Here is a 16,720-nt window from a genome sequence, read left to right as displayed (position 1 = left end):
GTGAGCCAAAGTTACGAAATAAGTGAGAGAAAAAAAAAGAAAAATGGATTTTTTTCGTACCTTTGCACTCAAATGATATTAAGAAAGCTCTCTATACTCAACTACAAGAACATCGGCGAGGCTACGTTGGAGTTCTCTCCGAAGGTGAATTGTCTTATCGGGCGCAACGGAATGGGCAAGACCAACGTGTTGGATGCTGTTTACTACTTGTCGTTTTGCCGTTCTGCCAGCAATCCTGTAGATTCACAGGTTATTCGCCATGATGAACAATTCTTTATGTTGGAAGGGGAATATGAGAGGAATGAAAGGAGTGCAGGAAATGAGGATACCCTGCTTGTTTCCGTAGGCATGAAACGGGGCACGAAGAAGCATTTCAAGCGTAACAAGAAGGAGTATAAGCGACTCTCGGAACATATCGGACTGATTCCACTCGTTGTCGTCTCGCCCTCAGATACCCTGCTTATAGAAGGAGGTAGCGAGGAGCGCCGTCGACTGATGGATGTGGTTATCTCACAATATGACCGATCTTATATTGATTCTCTTTCGCGCTATAATAATGCCCATCAGCAACGCAACACGTTGTTGAAGATGGAAGATCAGGAACCCGATCCGTTGCTGATGCAGCTATGGGAAGAGCAGATGGCTGAGGCCGGTGAGGAATTGTTCCGCAAGCGTACAGCTTTCGTTGATGAACTGATTCCGATGTTTCAGTCGTATTACGAGAAGATATCGGGAGGACAGGAACAGGTGGGCATGCACTATGTGTCACACTGTCAGCGCGGTCCTTTGCTCGACGTCATCCAGCGTGACCGTATGAAAGACCGAGCCGTGGGCTATTCCCTTCATGGTGTGCATCGCGACGACTTGGAATTTACCTTGTCGGGCCATCCCATGCGCCGTGAGGGTTCTCAAGGACAGAACAAGACCTATGTCATTGCGTTGAAGCTCGCCCAGTTCGAGTTCTTGAAACGTACCTCCTCCCAGACAACTCCCTTGTTGCTACTCGACGACATCTTCGACAAGTTGGATGCCGACCGTGTCGAGCAGATTGTGCACTTGGTATCAAGCGACAACTTCGGACAGATATTCATCACCGATACCAATCGTGACCATCTTGACCAAATACTCAGCAACAGTCATCTTGACTATAAGATATTCCACGTAGAAAACGGAGAGATAGATGTTTAGACGAGACGTAAAATCGGTGAAGGAGCTCATCATGCGGACGTTGCGTGAACAGGGACTAGAAACGCCGCTTCAACAGAAGCGGTTGGTTGAGGCATGGCCTGATGTGGCTGGTGAGGCGATAGCTCGCTATACGCTGAATACGTATATCTATAACCAGACGCTTTATGTCCGTTTGTCCAATCCTGCTTTGCGTGCCGACTTGTCCATGCGCCGTCAGGAGTTCACACAGAAGTTGAACGATGTGGTAGGCGAACAGGTGATTACCGATGTCAGATTCGGATGATGCGGTCCATGCGGATGTCATGTTCGTCGCAAGGGATATGCGCTACCACTTGCCACGAGAAACACAACCCTATCTTATATAAATTAGGTACGCGAGCGAGGAACCTGTCGTAGTATCCTTTCCCGCGTCCCAGTCGGTGACCGGCTTCGTCGAAAGCCATACCCGGTATGATAGCTACGTCGATGGCGTCATAGTCGGTGAATACCTCACCTGTCGGCTCCATGATGCCATAAGCTCCTTGTCGCAAATCCTTGTTGCCAGCATATCGGCACAGTTCCATCTCCGTGTCGTTGATGACACGAGGCAACACCACCGTCTTGCCTTGTGCCACCAGTTCGTCCATGACCCCCTGTGTGGGAACTTCGTCAGGCAGTGCGCAATACAACATGACGACCTTGCATGCTGGCAGGTGTTCCGTCAGACGTACCTCACACGGCGTTGGTTCCCCGGTGAGATACTTGTTTTTCAGCGTTCTGATGTGTTTGCGCAGTTCCTGCTTGGTCATGCAGCCTTCTTTTGCTCGGAGGTTATCTTTTCCGGGGCTTGGGGGAATGCTCTTCCCTCCCGGAACACTTTCAGGGTTTCCATGATGGCGGGGTCGTCGCTGTTAAGGTATTCCATCCACGACTGTTCATTCTGCATGTTGTAGATGATGCGGCTATAGATGAATCGTTCCAACAGCTTGTGCGAACGCTGAATCATCAGATTGCGGCGTTTCAGTCCTTTATTCTCAGCATAGCTGGCGAATTTGTCCACCAAGTTCTGTTTCTTCAAATGCTCAGCCAGTTCCTGCATACCCTTATACTCCTTCAGTCTGCCACGGTTCTCGTCCGTATATTCAAAGGCATACTGAATAATCAGTCCGCTCATGGATGCCTGTTTGTAGTAGGAGGTGACATCGGTGGTGTCCTCTGCGATGAAGAGGTCGGGGGTGATACCTCCGCCACCGTATACTGGGCGTCCGATAGCCGTATGGTAGGCCGGTCCCTTGTGCTTGATGCTGTCTTGCGAGAAGAACTCGCCGTGTTGGTATCTGGCGAGCAGGTCTTCCTCGTAATCCTTGTTGTCGCCGGCAGTATAAGGCTTCTGGATGCAACGTCCCGAAGGCGAATAGTAGCGGGCTATCGTCAGACGAATCATCGACTGGTCGTTGAAGGCGATGGGTTGCTGGACGAGTCCCTTGCCGAAGGAACGGCGTCCGATGATGGTTCCTCTGTCGTTGTCTTGAATGGCGCCTGCCAGAATCTCAGAAGCTGAAGCAGAGCCCTCGTCAATCAGTACCACCATAGGGATGTGCTGGTACGAGCCGCGTCCGTCACTCCGGTAGTCCTGTCTTGCCGACTTGCGTCCCTGGGTGTAAACAATCAGTTTGTTCTTAGGCAGGAACTCGTTGGCTATCTGGACAGCCGACTGGAGATACCCTCCCGTATTGCCACGCAAGTCGATGGTCAGGTTCTGGAAGTTCTGTTGCGACAACTTAGCCAGTGCGATGAGCAGTTCCGGATAAGTGTTCTCACCGAAGTTCTTGATGCGTATATATCCCGTCTTGTCGTCCAGCATATAGGTGGCGGTGACACTCTTCGTGGGAATCTCGCCACGTGTCACGACGATGTTGCGTATCTTTTTCTCACCATATCGCAGGATGCCCAGTTTGACCTTTGTGTCCTTGGGACCTTTCAACGTGTGCATGGCCACCTCGTTAGTCAGTGTCTTACCCGTGAATGGCTTGTCGTCCACCATCACCACTTTGTCGCCGGCTATCACTCCGGCGCGCTCGGCAGGTCCGTTGCCGATAACCTGTTGCACGTGCAGGGTATCCTGTCGGATGGTAAACTCGATGCCTACGCCCGAGAACGATCCGCGCAGGTCGTCGTTAGCCATCTGTACGTCTTTGGCGGCAATATAGACAGAGTGGGGGTCCAGCTCAGCCAGGATTTGCGGCATGGCTTTCTCCACAAGGTCGTTCACGTTGACCGTGTCCACATATTGATCGTCAATGATGTGCAGCAGGTTGTTCAGCTTGTTGCTTCCTGAGTTGATGATGCTCAGGCGGTTGCCTGAGAAGTGGTTGGCATAGAATGTGCCGATGAAGACGCCCAACACCACGCAGAGTGCCATGATGAGCGGCATGTAACGACTATTTTTTCTTGCGTTCATGATTCTTTTTATGACGTTAATACGTTATGCGTTCATTCTCCGAGATATACCACCTCGATACCGGCGCGCTCCAAGAGCTCTATGCCATCCGTCAGACGGTATTTCTCACCATAGACGACTCTTTTGAACCCAGCCTGTATGATGAGTTTGGCACACTCGATGCAGGGCGAAGCCGTGATGTAGATGGTAGCACCTTCTGAGTTGTTCGAACTGCGTGCCAGTTTGGTGATGGCATTGGCTTCAGCGTGTAGCACGTAAGGCTTCGTCACGTTGTTCTCGTCTTCGCAGACGTTCTCGAAGCCACTGGGAGTCCCGTTGTAGCCGTCGCTGATAATCATGCCGTCTTTCACCACCAGAGCACCTACTTTCCGGCGCTCGCAGTATGAGTTCTGAGCCCAGATGCGAGCCATTTCCAAATATCTCTGGTCAAATCTCTTTTGCTTATCCATATTCATAATTCTTACCTCTTACCTCTTACCTCTTACCTCTCACCTCTTTCCTCTTACCTCTCTTAATCCCATTTCTCTTCAGTAAAGCGTCTATGGTAGGTTCTCCACCACGGAAGCGTTTGTAGAGCACCATCGGATGCTCCGTGCCTCCTTTGGAGAGGATGTTGTCTCTGAAACTTTGTGCCGTCTTTTGGTCGAAGATGCCGTGTCGCTTAAACACGCTGAAAGCGTCGGCATCCAGCACCTCTGCCCATTTGTAACTGTAGTAGCCGGCAGCGTAGCCTCCTGCCATGATGTGCGAGAACTGCACCGTCATGCAGGTGTCCTTCATCTGTTCGCCGATGATGGCTTTCTTCCAGGCGTTTTTCTCAAACGTCTTGATATCGTCCGTAAAGGCGTCCTTCTTCGTGTAGTAGGCCATGTCGAGCAGTCCGAACGATACCTGTCTCAGACAGGCCGTTGCTGCCATGAAATTACGGCTTTTGACGATGCGCTCAATGAGTTCGTCGGGCAACGGTTCTCCCGTCTGGTAGTGGAAGGCGAAGGTGCGCAGAAATTCTTTCTCTACGGAGAAATTCTCCATGAACTGTGAGGGCAGTTCCACGAAGTCCCACCACACGTTGGTGCCGCTGAGACTTTCGAAGCGTGTGTTGGCAAACATGCCGTGCAGTGAGTGTCCGAACTCATGGAGGAACGTCTCCACCTCGCCCAGCGTCAACAGGGCGGGCTTCTCGTCCGTCGGCTTCGTCAGGTTCATCACTACCGATACGTGCGGACGTACATTCTCCTTTATGACAAACTGCTTCTTACCTCTTACCTCTTTTCTCTCACCTCTAAAACATTGTCCCTGGAATTCCGTCATCCAGGCGCCCCCCTGTTTACCCTTTCGGGGGTGGAAGTCAGCATAGAACACAGCCAGGAACGAGCCGTCCTTGTCGAATACCTCGTAGGCCTTTACGTCAGGATGATATACGGGAATATCCTTGTTCTCCTTGAAGGTGATGCCATACAGGCGGTTGGCCAGTCCGAACACGCCGCTGATGACTTTCGACAACTCGAAGTAAGGACGTAGCATCTCCTGATCCAGGTTGTATTTCTTCATCTGCAGCTTGTGTGTATAGAATGCAGAGTCCCAAGGTTTCATCTTCAGGTCGGGAGTCTGCGAACGGAGACTGGCCGTTTCCTTCTCAAACATCTTCTTCAGTTCCTCCCGCTCTTTCAGAGCCGTAGGCTTGTAGGCATCCACGAGGTCGTCCAACAGGTGGTACACGTTACGGGCATTGCTGGCCATGCGGCGTTTCAGCACATAGTCGGCATACGTCTTGTATCCCAGCAGCTGGGCTATCTCCCTGCGCAGGTTGACCAGTCGTTTGCAGATGTCGAGGTTGTTTTCCGCATTATCGTGGGTGCATACCGTGTTACGCGCCATATACATCTGCTGGCGCAGGTCACGTTGCGTTGAATAGGTCATGAATGGCGAGTATGAAGGCATGTCGAGTGTGAACACCCATCCCTGCTGGTTCATCTCCTTGGCAGTCTGTGCGGCTGCTTCCCTTGCGGAGTCGGGCAGCCCGTCCAGTTGTGCCTCGTCGGTGATGTGCAGGGTGAAAGCCTTGTTCTCCTTCAGCAGGTTCTGCGAGAACTGCAACGACAGCATGGAGGCCTCTTCCGTCAGTTGGCGCAGACGTTCCTTGCCCGCCTCGTCAAGCAGTGCTCCCGAACGTACGAATCCCTCGTAGCAGTTGTCCAGCAGCATTTTCTCCTCGGGTGTCAGCTTGCGGTGATGCAGGTGTACCTGTCTGATGCGCTCAAAGAGCCTGGGGTTCAGTCTCACGTCGTTGGCATGCTGTGTCAGCAAGGGTTGCATCTTTTGTGCCAGGGCGTCCATCTCGTCGTTGGTCTCAGCACTGAGCAGGTTGAAGAATACGGTGCTCACGCGCGACAACAGGTCGTAGTAGCCCTCGTCCTCCTCCGTGTTGATGATGGTATTGTCGAAGGTGGGCTTCTCCGGGTTGTTGATGGTCTTCTCTATCTGCTCGTTGTCGCGACGGATACCTTCCAGGAAGGCCTCTTCGTAGTCTTCCAGCCTGATGCGGTCGAACGGTACGGTGTCGTGGGGTGTGCCATACGGTTCGAAAAACGGGTTCTTATGCTCATTCATACTAACGTATTCCTTATTTTAAGGCGCAAAGATACAATTTTTAGGTCGTAATGATACCATAAAAAGTACAAAACTCCGTCATTCTTAAAAAGAATTAACGTTAGGAAGGCTCCGCAATCCATATTTTTACATTACCTTTGCATTCAGATATGCAGAAGCTAGTAGAATTATATCAACAATGGAGTGGGGCAGAGCCCCAGAATATAGAGCGTCTGCCGGGTGCAGGCAGCAATCGTATGTACTACCGTCTGACCAATGGTCAGGGAGAGAGCGTGGTGGGCTGCGTGGGCACTAGTCGCGATGAGAATCATGCCTTTGTCTATCTAGGGCGTCATTTTGCCAGTCGTCACCTTCCTGTTCCTGAGATATTGGCAGTGAGCGACGATGAGTTGCGTTATATCCAGAGCGACCTGGGCAGCATTTCGCTGTTCGATGCCATTAGTGGCGGCCGTGAGGCAGGAGGCCGTTACACCCTCAAAGAGCAAGAACTGCTCAAGCGCACCATCCGTGAGTTGCCAAACATCCAGTTGAACGGTGCCGAGGGACTCGATTTCTCCAACTGCTATCCTCAGCCTGCCTTTGACACCAATTCGGTGCTCTTCGACCTCAACTACTTCAAATATTGTTTCCTCAAGGCTACCGAACTCGATTTCCATGAACTGAAACTGGAAGCCGACTTCCGTTTGTTGGCCAACGACCTGACGGAGGCTGACGACCAGCAAGGCTTCCTCTACCGTGACTTCCAGGCGCGCAACGTGATGCTCGATAGTCAGGGAAAGCCGTTCTTCATCGACTTCCAGGGAGGTCGTCGAGGACCGTATTACTACGATGTGGCGTCTTTCCTCTGGCAGGCATCTGCCAAATATCCCCATAAGCTGCGTCGCGAACTGGTGTATGAATACTACCACGCTCTGAAGCAGTATACCGAGGTGCCCATGCCTCACCGTTTCGTCGAGCGTCTGTCGCTCTTCGTCCTGTTCCGTCAGTTGCAGGTGTTGGGAGCCTATGGCTTCCGAGGCTATTTCGAGCGTAAGCCGCATTTCATCGCCTCCATCCCGCCTGCTATCCAGAATTTGCGTGAGTTGCTTGACGAGCGTAACTTCCCCTATCCCTATCTGACGAATGTGCTAGACAGGCTTACCCGTCTTCCGCAGTTCCAGATGATAGAGACTGCTGCTGTGCGTGCCGACGGACTGAAAATAACTGATCTCAACCCCTACAAGCCGCATCCGCAGGACGGACCAGCCACCTTCTCGAAATACGATGCCCAGGGGCCGCTGGTGGTGCGCGTTTTCAGCTTCTCCTTTACCAAGGGCATCCCTGAGGACGAGTCGGGCAATGGTGGTGGCTACGTCTTCGACTGTCGTTCCACCCATAACCCTGGGCGCTACGAACCCTATAAGAAGCTGACGGGACTCGACGAACCCGTCATCCGCTTCCTTGAGGACGATGGTGAGATTCTCACCTTCCTCGACTCCGTCTATAAACTGGCTGATGCGCATGTGCGCCGTTACATCCAGCGAGGGTTCACCAGCCTCATGTTCTGCTTCGGTTGTACGGGTGGTCAGCATCGCTCCGTCTATTCCGCTCAGCATCTGGCGGAGCATATCCACGAGAAATTCGGTATCGAGGTGCGCATCTGCCACCGCGAACAGCATATCACCCAAACACTGAAGGCGCAATGAGACAAGCTATGATATTAGCCGCTGGACTCGGAACCCGGCTCAAACCGCTTACCGACACGATGCCCAAGGCACTGGTGGCCGTGGGTGGCAAGCCCCTGTTGGAGTGGAACATCCGTAAGTTGCAGGATCAGGGCTACGACCGCTTTGTCGTCAACATCCACCATTTCGCCCAGCAGATTGTCGACTATGTCGCCCAGCAGGACTATGCACCCCTCGTGCAGTTCAGCGACGAGACGGAGGCACTGCTCGAAACCGGTGGCGGACTGAAGAAGGCTCAACACCTGTTCCGTGATGACGAGCCCATCCTGTTGCACAATGTCGATATCCTCGATAATGTCAACTACGACTGGTTCCGCCGTCAGCATCAGCCCGACGAGGATGCCGTGCTGTTGGTTAGCCGTCGCAATACCAAGCGCTACCTGCTGTTTGACAGTGCCATGCGACTCATGGGATGGATCAACCGTGAGACGGGTGAGGTGAAGTCGCCCTTCCCGTGGCTCCGTGAGACTGAGCTTACCGTTGACGACGATCTTCAAGTCGCCCCTCTAAACGCTAAGCTCTCCACTCTAAACACTAAGCTGTATGCCTTCGCCTTCTCCGGCATCCACAGCTTCTCGCCCCGCCTCTTTCCGCTGATGGACCACTTCCCCGACCGCTTCGGCATCATCGACTTCTACCTCTCCGTGTGCCACCGTGCGCACATCGTCGGACTGGTCAAGCCCGACCTCGATGTCCTTGATGTCGGCAAGCTCGATAGCTTGGAAAAAGCGGAGAAATTTACAATATGACCGCTCGACCTTTGGTCGCTTTGCTTGCAAAGAATTTACAATTTGACAATTGATTTTCCAATTTAAATATTTGGCTATTGATGGATAAAAACGATTTACAGGAACGGATGATTAACTTTGCTGTTCGCATTATCAAAATGGTTGATTCAATGCCCAACAGTATTTCTGGTACGGCAATAGCCCGCCAGATTGTTCGTTCCGGGACGTCTCCTTCTGCCAACTATAGAGCAGCGTGTATCGCCAAGTCGGATAAAGATTTTGTCAATAAATTAAAGATGGTAGAAGAGGAATTGGACGAGACAAGCCATTGGCTTACGTTAATCATGCGTAGTGAAATGATGAAACCATCCCGAATACAGCCTCTTCACCAAGAATGTTGTGAATTATTGAGTATCATCGTGAAATCAATCGTGACAACCAAAAATAGGATGAAAACAGAAGAAATGGAGAAACAACGTAAATAGTAAATTTTCAAATAGTAAATTACCCAAATAAATTGTCAAATAGTAAATTTTCAAATAGTAAATTACCCAAATAAATTGTCAAATAGTAAATTTTCAAATAGTAAATTACCCAAATAAATTGTAAATAGTAAATTGTCAAATTGTAAATAAAGTTTATGCAAAAGATTATCATTCTTGATTTCGGTTCGCAGACCACGCAGCTCATCGGCCGTCGTGTGCGCGAACTTGACACCTTTTGCGAGATCATGCCCTACAACAAGTTCCCCAAGGACGATCCCGACGTCATCGGCGTCATCCTCAGCGGTTCACCCTACTCGGTGCACGACCCTGAGGCCTTCAAGGTCGACCTGAGCCAGTTCGTAGGCCGTCTTCCCGTACTGGGCATCTGCTATGGCGCCCAGTTCCTCTCCCACACCCTCGGAGGTAAGGTGGAGAAGACAGACTCTCGCGAGTACGGACGTGCCAATCTGCAGACGGTAGACGTCGCCAATCCCCTCTTCAAGGGCTTCGAGGCTAACTCACAGGTGTGGATGTCACATGGCGACACCATCACTGCCATCCCCGAAGGCTTCCAGGTCATTGGCTCTACCAAGGACGTTAAGAACGCCGCCTTCTGGTGCCCTGCAGAGAAATTGCCAAATTGTAAATCGTCAAATTGTAAATCAGTCTGGGCTGTCCAGTTCCACCCCGAGGTCTATCACACCACTCAGGGCAAGCAGTTGCTCAAGAACTTCGTGGTCGACATCTGCGGAAGCAAGCAGGAGTGGAGTGCCGCATCCTTCGTCGACAGCACCGTAGCCGAACTGAAGGCTCAGCTGGGACAGGACCGTGTCATCCTCGGCCTCTCGGGAGGTGTCGACAGCTCTGTTGCTGCCGTCCTGTTGAACCGAGCCATTGGCAGCAATCTCACCTGCATCTTCGTCGATCACGGCATGCTGCGTAAGAACGAGTTCAAACAGGTGATGGACGACTACCGTTGCCTGGGACTTAACGTCATCGGTGTCGATGCCTCTGAGAAGTTCTTCTCCGACCTGGCTGGCGTCACCGACCCGGAACAGAAACGTAAGATTATCGGACGCGACTTCGTCGAGGTGTTCAATGCCGAGGCAAAGAAGATTACCGATGCCCGTTGGCTCGCCCAGGGCACCATCTACCCTGACCGCATCGAGTCACTCAACATCACCGGAAAGGTCATCAAGAGCCACCACAACGTAGGTGGACTGCCTAAGGAGATGCACCTCCAGCTCTGCGAGCCGCTGAAGTGGCTCTTCAAAGACGAGGTGCGCCGTGTGGGTCGTCAGCTGGGCATGCCCGAGCACCTCATCACGCGCCATCCCTTCCCCGGTCCCGGCCTCGCCGTCCGCATCCTGGGCGACATCACCCCCGAGAAGGTGCGCATCCTGCAAGATGCCGACGATATCTACATCCGCGGACTCCGTGAGTATGTCGACACCGATGGAGAAACCCTGTATAATAAGGTCTGGCAGGCAGGAGCCATCCTCCTCAGCACCGTCCGCTCTGTTGGCGTGATGGGCGATGAGCGCACCTACGAACACCCCGTAGCCCTGCGCGCCGTCACCTCCACCGACGCGATGACTGCCGACTGGGCTCACCTGCCCTACGACTTCATGGCGCGCGTTTCCAACGAGATTATCAACAAGGTGCGTGGTGTCAACCGCGTCTGCTACGACATCTCGTCAAAACCACCTGCAACCATCGAGTGGGAGTAAAAAATGGGCTATTTGAGCCTGTTTATAATGATATATTGAGCCTCAAACGTTGGTTTGGGGCTTTTTATTTGTGCTGATTATCAGTGAGTTATAGGTGTTTTTAAACTAAATTAAGTAATTTCTTAATATTTGTATTTTGATACCACTTTTTGACACCACTCATTTTTTCGCTATTTGTTTTATTGAGATTTTACCTGTAACTTTGCCGAAAAATGGGTCAATGCAATGTGGCCATCCGTGCCAAAAAAATGAATTTAATATTTAATCTATGAAGAATCAGAAGTGGAAGACGATTTTGCAGTTCGTGGTTAATATTCTGACGGCTGCGCTGACGGCACTGGGTACAACCAGTTGCATGGGGCACGGACCTTTTTAAGAGGTAAGAGGTAAGAGAAATGGGACTGTCCGGTGTGTGGACGGTCCCATTTTTATGATTTGTGCAGGCTTGCTGTTATTTGTTAAGGTATTTCTTGCCTTTGTAGATGACGAGGCCTTTGTGGTTCTTGCCCACCTGCTGGCCCATCATGTTGTAGACGGGGGCGTCGACGCTGTACATGGTGGCGGGAGTGGCCTGACGCTGGGGGCCGAGTTCGACGGTGTCGATGCCGGTGCTGTTCAGTATCTTCTTCAGACCTGCCACACAGTCTATCTTGCCGAAGCCAGCCTGTATCTTTTTGCCCGAAGGAATCTTTGACTCGTTGGTGGTGAACTCGTCGTTGCGGCTGGTTTCCTTTAAGATTTCCTTGATTCTGTTCACGGTGAGGGTCGGGTCGGCCTGCATCCACAGGGCTACGATGCCAGCGGCGTGGGGACAGGACATCGACGTGCCCTGTTCCAGTTCGTACCAGTTGCGACGGTTGTTCTTGTCAACAGAGGCGATAAGATTGGTTAAGGCATCCTCTTTTTCCGAGTCGCTTTCGTCAGGAACGCCCGGCTGGTCCTCCTGTCCTGTGACGTCAATCTTAAACATCTCCTTGTCCCAGTTGCTGGCCGACGAGATGATGCCCTGTCCCGGTGCAATCACCGTAGGATACTGTTTGCCGTTGTCGTCAGTGCCATAGCTGGAGAAGTCGGAAATCTCGCCGATGACCTGTTCCTTCTCGGTCAGTTTTGACTTATTGTATTTCTGATCCTTTCCTCGATAGTCTTTCCAATTGATTTTGGTGATGTACGACCCGACGCTGATGACGGCATCGTCGCATATCATCGTATTGGCAGCGATGTCGCCGTTGCCCTTCGTATAGCCGTTGGCAGCGAAGTTGTACTCATGCGGGTTGTTGGGTGCGTCGAAGCATGGTTCGGCATTGTTGTCAGCCTCACAGAGCATCTTGATGGTTTGACCGGCAGTCTTGGCCTTGGCCACCAAGATGAGACGACATTCGGAATTCTTCATCGCCACGGGCAAGTTTTCGAGGAGCAAATCATAGACGACGGCCTTGTCTCCCTGGCGTGTCTCTGCTTCATACTTGTTAAGATTGATGTCGACCTTATCTCCAAAAGGACTCAGCACCTCTCCGTCCAGGTCGGAGACAGCACCCGTTACCAGGTTGACCACTTTCAGTTGGAGGTCGAAGTCCTTGTGGTCGTCGGCATAGAAGAAATAGTTGGACTTATAGAAGACCTTACCATTAGGCTCTTCTACGGTGGGGAAGGCTGCTGCGCCCAGCACCGTCTTCAGTTCGGTGGTGGTGTTGTCCAGCTTCTTCACGATAGACTGCCAGTTGGCTGCTGAGTTGCCCGTACTGATCAGCACTGCTCTGCCGGGCATGTTGCCCTTATCGGTCAGTTGTGACACCATCATCGCACAGGGTTCGCCGCCGTCGTGCAGTCCAAGTATTGAGCCCAGGCTGATGCTTACCACGCAGGGTTTGCCTACATCGTGGGCATAGGCGAAGATTTTCTGGATGCCGTCGTTGATGTTGCCTGATGTCGAGTATTCGGCCAGTCCGAAGAGGATAAGGTCGGCCTCAGGCGCCACACCTTGTTCGCCGTTGCCCGTATCAGAACCGCCTGCAATGCCGGCTGTGTGTGTGCCGTGCGAACCCTCATTGGTATCCACGGTCAGCTTCTTGATTTCATATTCGGCAGAGCTTGTCCTGTCGCAGACGTATGCTTTCACTACGCGCGAAGAGCCGTCGGCATTGCGGAAGGCAGCATGGTTGAAGTCGATGCCTGTGTCGATGATGCCCAGCACCACACCCTTGCCCGTATAGGCCTGAGGCAGTCCCTCAGCCGCTGCCGTTGCCGGGTTGCCCGCCACGTCAGCCTTGGTTTCCTTGCGCGCCTCGCTGTTCATCCGTTTCTTCATCTGGTCGGCTCTCACGAAGTTCAGTTCCTCGACCTGTTCCAACAGCATGAGCTTGTCAGCAGGAATAACCAGTGCAGCCTGATTTCCCACGGTATAACGCACGGTAATGCCCATCTGCTCCAGCTGTTCCAAGGGCCACTGGGCGCCGTCCTTCAGTGTGGCGATAGCCGAGAAGGCGCGAATGGAGCCGTCGGCATTGAAGTCGACAGCCATCTTCTTGTTCACCGCTTCTGCGTCGATGGGTTTGAGCCCTTGCGCGCGGCGTTGAGCGACCTGTTCCACCAGTCGTGTCAGTCGCTGGTCAATTTTCTGAGCCTGCACCACCGTCACGGTTAGCAAGGCCAGAAGGAATAAGATTTTTCTCATGGAAATTTGTTTTTTTAATTGTATACTATCATTATTTTGCTTTGTCTTTCGAGCTGCGCTTGTCGCGGTGGTATGAGCGGTAGTCGTCGAGTTCGATTTCGACATCGGGTTCCTGCAGTTCACCCTCGTGCGGCAGCTGGAACTTGATGTACTTGATGTTCAGTCCGCGCGCTATCCACATCGACTCGTAGTACGTCTGGATGCTCAAGAGTTGAGTGGTGAGCGGTGAGAGGTGAGAGGAGTGATAGAGGTCGTCCGTCTTCTCTTCTACAGGCAGGTGGTTTTTCTCCACCATGTAGCTGGTGTAGGTGAAGAGGAAGTTGGAGTCGGTCTTGAGGTGGATGATGCCGCCGTCGACGAGGAAGTGGCGGTAGCGATTCATGAAATACGTCGAGGTGAGACGCTTGCGCGGGTTCTTCATCTGCGGGTCGCTGAAGGTGAGCCAAATCTCCTGTACCTCGTCGGGGGCGAAGAAACGGTCGATGATCTCGATGTTGGTGCGGAGGAAGGCCACGTTCTTCAGTCCTTCCTGCAGCGCCTGAGTGGCTCCCGTCCACATGCGGGCTCCCTTGATGTCGACTCCGATGAAGTTGACGTCGGGGAACTGCTTGGCCAGTCCGACGGCATATTCGCCCTTGCCGCACCCTAACTCCAGTACGATGGGGTTCTGGTTGTGGAAATACTCCTCGTGCCAGTGCCCCTTCATCTCAAACGGAACGTGTTCCACCACCGAATAGGGGTATTGGAACACGTTCTCATAAGTTTCCATGTCGGCGAATTTCGCCAGTTTTCCTTTTCCCATTTTTTAAAATTTACCGCAGATTACGCAGATTATACAGATTTTTTTCGGTTCCATCTGCGAAATCTGCGTAATCTGCGGTTTATTATTCCCTGCGGTTTATTATTCAATAACTACGGTTGTCCAGCCGTGCTTGTCTTCAATCTCACCATACTGGATGCCGCGCAGGGTGTCGAAGAGTTTCTTGGAGATAGGACCTGGCTTCTCACCGAAGTCGTAGCGCTTGCCGGTCTCGAGGTCGTCAATGTAAGAGATAGGACTGATGACGGCAGCTGTTCCGCAGGCACCAGCCTCTTCGAAGGTCTCCAGCTCTTCCTCGGGAATAGGACGGCGCTCCACCTTCAGGCCTAAGTCCTCAGCCACCTGCATCAACGACTTGTTGGTGATAGAGGGTAGGATAGAGGTTGACTTCGGAGTGATATAGGTGTTGTTCTTGATGCCGAAGAAGTTGGCAGCACCGCACTCGTCGATGTATTTCTTCTCCTTGGCGTCGAGGTAGAACTCGCAGGCATAACCCTTCTCGTGAGCCAGGTTGTTGGCAAAGAGCGAAGCGGCATAGTTGCCACCCACCTTGTACTTACCCGTGCCGAGGGGTGCCGAACGGTCGTAGTCGCGAACGATGACGTAGGGGTTGCTTGAGAAACCACCCTTGAAGTAAGGTCCTACGGGAGTGACGAAGATGAGGAAGCAGTATTCCTTGGCGGGATGAACACCCACCTGGGCACTCGTTCCAATGAGCAGCGGACGGATATAGAGTGTGGCGCCGCTCTCGTAGGTAGGAATCCACTCCTGGTTGAGGCGAACCACCTTCTTCACCATCTCGACGAACAGGTCGGTGGGCAGTTCGGGCATCAGGATGCCGCGACAAGTGGACTGCAGACGAGCAGCATTCTCCTCCACGCGGAAGATGCGCACCTTGCCATCCTTGCAGCGATAAGCCTTCAGGCCCTCGAAAGCCTCCTGTCCGTAGTGCAGACAGGTTGCAGCCATGTGCATTTTCAGATACTCGTCGGAGCATACTTCAATCTCGCCCCATTTGCCGTCACGATAGTAACAGCGCACGTTGTAGTCGGTCTTCATATAACCGAACGACAGGTTTCCCCAGTCTAAATTCTTCATAATGCTATCTATTTTATTACTTTGATTTACGTTTTGCCCGCAAAAGTAATCAAATTCTCGCGCTTATGCAACAATTTCGTGTAAAAAATGCCTTATTTCTTGTTTTTCTTATTAATTTTGCACGCAAAATAAACCGTCGAGCAATATGAAACGACTACTTTTTTTCCTGCTGACGACTGCGCTGTTGCCTGTCAGTATGGCGGGACAACCCCAGAAGGGCAATTTCCAAAAGGGAGACTACGGCTATCTGTACTGTCACATGAACGACCACGGACGTGCTTGGACGGCTTACGCCCTGAGTCGTGACGGACTGCACTATCACGACCTGCTGAACGGCGACTCGATATTCAGCGACCGTGAACATGCCCGTATCGAGGGAGCCACGCGCGACGCCTTTATCTGTCGTAAGCACGACGGCACGGGCTATCTGATGGTGGCGACGGATATGAACGTCGGCCGTTTCAAGGATTTGAAGAAGAAAGCCGAGTGGGACAACTACGGCATCGACCTGTTGACCAGCGACGACCTGATACACTGGCAGTCGAAGACCTTCGACTACCGCCAGGGGCGCAGCATCTTCTGTAACCCCGAGGCAGAAAGCGTCTACAAGGACTGGTCGACCATCAACCGCGTGTGGGCACCGCAGATTATGTGGGACGGCGATTACACATGGCCCGACGGCAAACGAGGCGGTTACTTCATCTATTACTCGATGTGGAACCGTGCCGAAGAGAAGTACGACCGCATGTACTACTCCTATGCCGACGAGACCTTCACGCAGCTGACGCAACCCAAGCTGCTCTTCGACTGGGGCTATGCCACCATCGACGCCGACATCAACTGGGTGGAGAGTGACCAGCAGTGGCACATGATGATTAAGAAAGAAGGCGGCAAACCAGGACTGTTCACGGCTACGGCGAAGCAACTGACCGGCCCGTGGGGAGAGCCCGTCGAGGACGACTACGTCAGCTTTGAGGGCAGCAAGAAGTGTGAAGGCGTGTCCGCCTTCCAGTTGGCTGGTCACGACGACTGGATGATAGGCTATATCGAATACTCGTCGCACCCGCGCAACTACCGGCTCTGTCTGGCTGACAAGTATATGCGCAACTTCCAGAAGCCTCGCAACATAGAGGGCGTCAATGCCCCGCAGCACGGCTCGTTCCTGCGGTTGACCAAGGAAGAGTACGACCGTCTGCAGGCATGGAGTGACGGGTATGAGTTGG

General features: G+C 52.4%; 14 protein-coding genes and 1 pseudogene. 8 read left to right on the top strand and 7 right to left on the bottom strand.

The window, feature by feature from the left end; all coding sequences use genetic code 11:
• The first annotated feature begins 72 nt into the window (after window positions 1–72).
• Together BLU47_RS00460 and BLU47_RS00455 are read left to right on the top strand one after the other, a co-directional pair.
• Window positions 73–1,188, top strand: a complete 1,116-nt coding sequence (locus BLU47_RS00460; protein ID WP_091957151.1) for a DNA replication/repair protein RecF — start codon at window positions 73–75, stop codon at window positions 1,186–1,188.
• Entirely contained in the window at window positions 1,181–1,471 is a 291-nt protein-coding gene (locus BLU47_RS00455; RefSeq protein WP_091957149.1) for a DciA family protein, read from the top strand. Before BLU47_RS00460 ends, BLU47_RS00455 begins: the two co-directional genes overlap by 8 nt.
• Here BLU47_RS00455 and BLU47_RS00450 read toward each other — a convergent pair.
• From BLU47_RS00450 to BLU47_RS00435, 4 genes are read right to left on the bottom strand one after another with little or no spacing between them, the layout of a single operon-like run.
• Complete coding sequence (locus BLU47_RS00450) at window positions 1,458–1,976, bottom strand: 5-formyltetrahydrofolate cyclo-ligase (RefSeq protein ID WP_091957148.1); 519 nt, start codon at window positions 1,974–1,976, stop codon at window positions 1,458–1,460. The two genes, BLU47_RS00455 and BLU47_RS00450, sit on opposite strands and share 14 nt — an antisense overlap.
• The gene (locus tag BLU47_RS00445) at window positions 1,973–3,628 is read right to left on the bottom strand and encodes a S41 family peptidase (RefSeq protein WP_091957147.1); all 1,656 of its coding nucleotides are present in this window, start codon (window positions 3,626–3,628) and stop codon (window positions 1,973–1,975) included. Before BLU47_RS00445 ends, BLU47_RS00450 begins: the two co-directional genes overlap by 4 nt.
• A gap of 32 nt (window positions 3,629–3,660) precedes the next feature.
• Window positions 3,661–4,077, bottom strand: a complete 417-nt coding sequence (locus tag BLU47_RS00440) for a deoxycytidylate deaminase (RefSeq protein ID WP_091957145.1) — start codon at window positions 4,075–4,077, stop codon at window positions 3,661–3,663.
• A 25-nt stretch (window positions 4,078–4,102) separates the two neighbouring features.
• A complete protein-coding gene (locus BLU47_RS00435; protein ID WP_091957144.1) occupies window positions 4,103–6,238 on the bottom strand; it encodes a M3 family metallopeptidase in 2,136 nt (711 codons plus the stop codon).
• Window positions 6,239–6,387: 149 nt separating this feature from the next.
• Between BLU47_RS00435 and BLU47_RS00430 the strand changes: the two genes are divergently transcribed.
• The 5 genes from BLU47_RS00430 to BLU47_RS14605 all read left to right on the top strand — a co-directional run bounded on the left by BLU47_RS00430 (window position 6,388) and on the right by BLU47_RS14605 (window position 11,281).
• Window positions 6,388–7,923: a RapZ C-terminal domain-containing protein gene (locus BLU47_RS00430; protein ID WP_091957142.1), complete on the top strand. Its 1,536-nt coding sequence runs from the start codon at window positions 6,388–6,390 to the stop codon at window positions 7,921–7,923.
• Window positions 7,920–8,711, top strand: a complete 792-nt coding sequence (locus BLU47_RS00425; RefSeq protein WP_091957141.1) for a sugar phosphate nucleotidyltransferase — start codon at window positions 7,920–7,922, stop codon at window positions 8,709–8,711. The genes BLU47_RS00430 and BLU47_RS00425 overlap by 4 nt, the downstream gene beginning before the upstream one ends.
• An 80-nt stretch (window positions 8,712–8,791) precedes the next feature.
• Complete coding sequence (locus BLU47_RS00420; RefSeq protein WP_091957140.1) at window positions 8,792–9,175, top strand: four helix bundle protein; 384 nt, start codon at window positions 8,792–8,794, stop codon at window positions 9,173–9,175.
• A gap of 155 nt (window positions 9,176–9,330) precedes the next feature.
• Window positions 9,331–10,905, top strand: coding sequence for a glutamine-hydrolyzing GMP synthase (gene guaA, locus BLU47_RS00415; RefSeq protein ID WP_091957138.1), 1,575 nt, complete (start codon window positions 9,331–9,333; stop codon window positions 10,903–10,905).
• A gap of 268 nt (window positions 10,906–11,173) precedes the next feature.
• Window positions 11,174–11,281 carry a smalltalk protein gene (locus BLU47_RS14605; protein ID WP_176780397.1) on the top strand — a complete coding sequence of 36 codons (108 nt, stop codon included), beginning with the start codon at window positions 11,174–11,176 and terminating at the stop codon, window positions 11,279–11,281.
• Window positions 11,282–11,356: 75 nt separating this feature from the next.
• Here BLU47_RS14605 and BLU47_RS00410 read toward each other — a convergent pair whose 3' ends face one another.
• The 3 genes from BLU47_RS00410 to BLU47_RS00400 form a co-directional block, all read right to left on the bottom strand.
• Window positions 11,357–13,579 (bottom strand): S8 family serine peptidase, encoded by a 2,223-nt coding sequence (locus tag BLU47_RS00410; RefSeq protein ID WP_176780396.1) that lies wholly within the window; start codon window positions 13,577–13,579, stop codon window positions 11,357–11,359.
• 31 nt (window positions 13,580–13,610) lie between these two features.
• The gene (gene trmB / locus BLU47_RS00405; protein WP_091957135.1) at window positions 13,611–14,381 is read right to left on the bottom strand and encodes a tRNA (guanosine(46)-N7)-methyltransferase TrmB; all 771 of its coding nucleotides are present in this window, start codon (window positions 14,379–14,381) and stop codon (window positions 13,611–13,613) included.
• A 99-nt stretch (window positions 14,382–14,480) separates the two neighbouring features.
• Window positions 14,481–15,509: a branched-chain amino acid aminotransferase gene (locus tag BLU47_RS00400; protein ID WP_091957134.1), complete on the bottom strand. Its 1,029-nt coding sequence runs from the start codon at window positions 15,507–15,509 to the stop codon at window positions 14,481–14,483.
• Window positions 15,510–15,642: 133 nt separating this feature from the next.
• Here BLU47_RS00400 and BLU47_RS15025 point away from each other — a divergent pair.
• Window positions 15,643–16,695 (top strand): annotated as a pseudogene (locus BLU47_RS15025) (alpha-N-arabinofuranosidase); the annotation flags it as partial.
• Window positions 16,696–16,720 lie beyond the last annotated feature (25 nt).

The sequence above is a fragment of the Prevotella sp. tc2-28 genome (genome assembly GCF_900107705.1).
In the GTDB taxonomy this organism is placed as follows: Bacteria; Bacteroidota; Bacteroidia; order Bacteroidales; family Bacteroidaceae; genus Prevotella.
The sequence above is the reverse complement of the archived record's forward strand: the minus strand, read 5'-3'. Positions and strand labels throughout refer to the sequence as shown.

Bases quoted from the DNA above. Each gene is read 5' to 3' on its own strand.
- BLU47_RS00430 (WP_091957142.1), top strand. From the start codon at position 6,388: ATGCAGAAGCTAGTAGAATTATATCAACAATGGAGTGGGGCAGAGCCC.
- BLU47_RS00410 (WP_176780396.1), bottom strand. From the start codon at position 13,579: ATGAGAAAAATCTTATTCCTTCTGGCCTTGCTAACCGTGACGGTGGTG.
- BLU47_RS14605 (WP_176780397.1), top strand. From the start codon at position 11,174: ATGAAGAATCAGAAGTGGAAGACGATTTTGCAGTTCGTGGTTAATATT.
- BLU47_RS00450 (WP_091957148.1), bottom strand. From the start codon at position 1,976: ATGACCAAGCAGGAACTGCGCAAACACATCAGAACGCTGAAAAACAAG.
- BLU47_RS00435 (WP_091957144.1), bottom strand. From the start codon at position 6,238: ATGAATGAGCATAAGAACCCGTTTTTCGAACCGTATGGCACACCCCAC.
- BLU47_RS00455 (WP_091957149.1), top strand. From the start codon at position 1,181: ATGTTTAGACGAGACGTAAAATCGGTGAAGGAGCTCATCATGCGGACG.
- trmB (WP_091957135.1), bottom strand. From the start codon at position 14,381: ATGGGAAAAGGAAAACTGGCGAAATTCGCCGACATGGAAACTTATGAG.
- BLU47_RS00425 (WP_091957141.1), top strand. From the start codon at position 7,920: ATGAGACAAGCTATGATATTAGCCGCTGGACTCGGAACCCGGCTCAAA.
- BLU47_RS00460 (WP_091957151.1), top strand. From the start codon at position 73: ATGATATTAAGAAAGCTCTCTATACTCAACTACAAGAACATCGGCGAG.
- BLU47_RS00440 (WP_091957145.1), bottom strand. From the start codon at position 4,077: ATGGATAAGCAAAAGAGATTTGACCAGAGATATTTGGAAATGGCTCGC.
- BLU47_RS00445 (WP_091957147.1), bottom strand. From the start codon at position 3,628: ATGAACGCAAGAAAAAATAGTCGTTACATGCCGCTCATCATGGCACTC.
- BLU47_RS00420 (WP_091957140.1), top strand. From the start codon at position 8,792: ATGGATAAAAACGATTTACAGGAACGGATGATTAACTTTGCTGTTCGC.
- guaA (WP_091957138.1), top strand. From the start codon at position 9,331: ATGCAAAAGATTATCATTCTTGATTTCGGTTCGCAGACCACGCAGCTC.